The sequence below is a fragment of the Chloroflexota bacterium genome (genome assembly GCA_014360805.1).
Lineage (GTDB): Bacteria > Chloroflexota > Anaerolineae > DTLA01 > DTLA01 > DTLA01.
Genome location: JACIWU010000145.1, coordinates 1 through 2,496 on the forward strand (window position 1 = coordinate 1; position 2,496 = coordinate 2,496).

Annotated in this window: 2 protein-coding genes; one reads left to right on the forward strand and one right to left on the reverse strand. The window is 64.2% G+C overall.

What is annotated here, in order from left to right:
• Positions 1-55 precede the first annotated feature (55 nt).
• Positions 56-1,222, reverse strand: a complete 1,167-nt coding sequence (locus tag H5T65_14045) for a saccharopine dehydrogenase NADP-binding domain-containing protein (GenBank protein MBC7260349.1) — start codon at positions 1,220-1,222, stop codon at positions 56-58.
• A gap of 195 nt (positions 1,223-1,417) precedes the next feature.
• On the opposite strand from H5T65_14045, the gene H5T65_14050 reads away from it, so the two are divergent.
• On the forward strand, positions 1,418-2,496 hold a 1,079-nt coding region (locus tag H5T65_14050), incomplete at its 3' end, for a hypothetical protein (GenBank protein ID MBC7260350.1).

Sequence of the window (2,496 nt, forward strand, 5' to 3'; positions counted from 1 at the left end):
GCGACGCACTTTTGGATGTGCGTCGCACCTTTGGAACCGAGACGGCATCTGCATCTCACAGCAGGCGAACTTCGGCCTGGACATCCAACCCGCGCAACCGAACCTCGGCGACGATCACGTCTCCGGGCGCAGCCCGCTCCACAGGAACCGCACCCCTAGGCACCACTCCCCGCGCCGCGAGAATCGCCATGATGGACGCATGCCACCCCGTGAGCCGCTCCATAGCCCGGAATCCTGTCGACTCATCATACCGGTCCACGAGACTGACGATAGCCTCTGCCGGTGCGCCGCCTTGGAGTCCCCTGCACCGCACGTACACGATGCAGATGTCCTTCGCATTCGGGTCCGTGATCCGAGGCTCCAGCAGCGCATGGAACACCTCGCGCGGCACCACCATCACATCCCCCACGCGCACCGACTCCAGGTCCAGCAGTCCCAGTTGCGCATACGCCTGCATCTGCGCCCAGTGCCCGGGATAGCGCAGCGTCTTGTTCTCTAGCGTCCGCAATCGGCCCTCAAACGTCCACGCCATGGTAGAAAGCCCGCCCGTCGTAACCGCCGCCTCCAGCGTGCCCACGCCGGGCACATCCACTGTCTCCACCTCCGAAAGGCCCGGCACCGGGGCCACTCGCCCCTCCCGCAGAAAAAAGGCATGGCCGGCGTATTCGTTCGTCAGCCCGCCGATGTTGAACGTCAGCACATAGTTCCAAGGCGGCACCGGGTGCAGAGGAAGCCCGCCGTCGTAGATATACACATCGTGCGGCTCGTCCAGAAGCGACATCGCGTAGACCCCCAGCGACACGTTCAGCCCAGGCCCCATCCCGCAGTCCGGCACAATGGAGACGCCCGCCCGCTCGGCATCTTCACCGAGGGCCAGTTGCTGCCGCGTAATCTCCGTATTGCCGCCCAAGTCGCACAGATGAAACCCGACCTGAATCGCAAGGCGGGTCAGGGCCAAGTTGTAGCGATAGGACACGGCGCTAATCACCGAGTCCACGCCCGACAGGACGCCGGTGAGTTGCTGCGGCTGGCCCACATCCCCATGCCCTCCCACGGCCACATCCCTGCCGACCAGCCCGTTCACCCGTCGCGCCCCTTCTCGCGCCGCGCCCTCGCGCACATCCACCAGCAGCACCTGTTCGGCATCGCCGAACCTGGCCAGATCATAGGCGGCGGCAACCCCTTGTCGGCCCGCCCCCAGTACAGCGTAGCGGAATCCCACCTTGCTCCTCCTAGAACGAATTTTGATGGGAAATACCACAGCATCCCCTCGTTGTCAACCAGAAGCCCACAGCCAGGGTTGCGCCCGCGCAAAGCATAAGGTACAATAAAGCCGCATCACCCGGGGCGGTGCAAGCGCGTACACAATTTCAGAACCGGGAAGCCGACCCGAGCGCATTCGGCTGAGGAGAAAGCCATGTACCGCGACAACCGCAAGATGGGACTGGACGTCAATCGCCCCATTGACCTCGTTACGGGCGAGATCTCGGCCACGGTTTCGGACTCGCGTCTGCCCGCGTGGGCGGGCGCCAAATGGGTACGCGTGAACTTCATCCTCGGCCCCTGGGCATCCCCCACCGATGCAACGAAATACGCCGGCCGCACCTGGCTTGAGACCTACGACCACATCGTGGACCGCTACTTGGCCCAGGGATTGCGAATCTACGCCCTCATCGGCGCGGAGGCCGTGCGGAATCCCGCCGCCGATGCCAACGCCTTCCGCAGCGCTGCCCCCAGCAGCGCCGCCGAGTCCTGGCTAGACGAGTACGTTACCAACTTCGGCCTCATCGCCGAGCACTTCCGCGGTCGCATCTACGTGTACGAATCCTTCAACGAGCCCAACGACTGGCACCGCGTGCCGGGCGGCCCCGCATGGACGCAGCCCTGGATTCACCCCTACTGGTTCGCCCGCATGTTGCAGGAAATCTACGACGAGGTCAAAATACGCCACAACCTGGACGTTACCCTTGTCTCCGGGCCCCTGCTCACCCACGACGCGGACACCGGCGCCCAGTACCTGGCCGATACCTACAGCCAGGGCATCAACGCACTGCAGTGGGAAACCCAGCGCCTCAACTACGGCCGCTACCCGCTGGACGGCATCGGGTTCCATCTTTATGTCAAGCAGGATTGCCAGGCCACGCCCGACTCCATTCGCGCCTCTGTCGCCGCGCGAGTCCAGACCCTGTGGGACACTGCCTTCGCCTTTGAGGGCGAGGTCCTTGAGGAAAAGGGCCTCTACATCTCCGAGATGGGCTGGCAGTCGCTGTCCTGCGGCCAGGAATTCCAGGCGGCCAGCCTCCGCGCCGCCTACGAGACCCTGATTCCCGACTGGCGAGTCCGCGCCGCCATCTGGTTCTGCCTCCAGGACTTTGGCCCCGACAACACCTGGGGGCTCTACAACGCGGGCGAACTCTCCAAAGAAAACCGCAAGCGAGCCTATGACGTATATCATGACCTGGCCACCAGCAAAGCCCCCCAGGTCCTGGCGGTTGA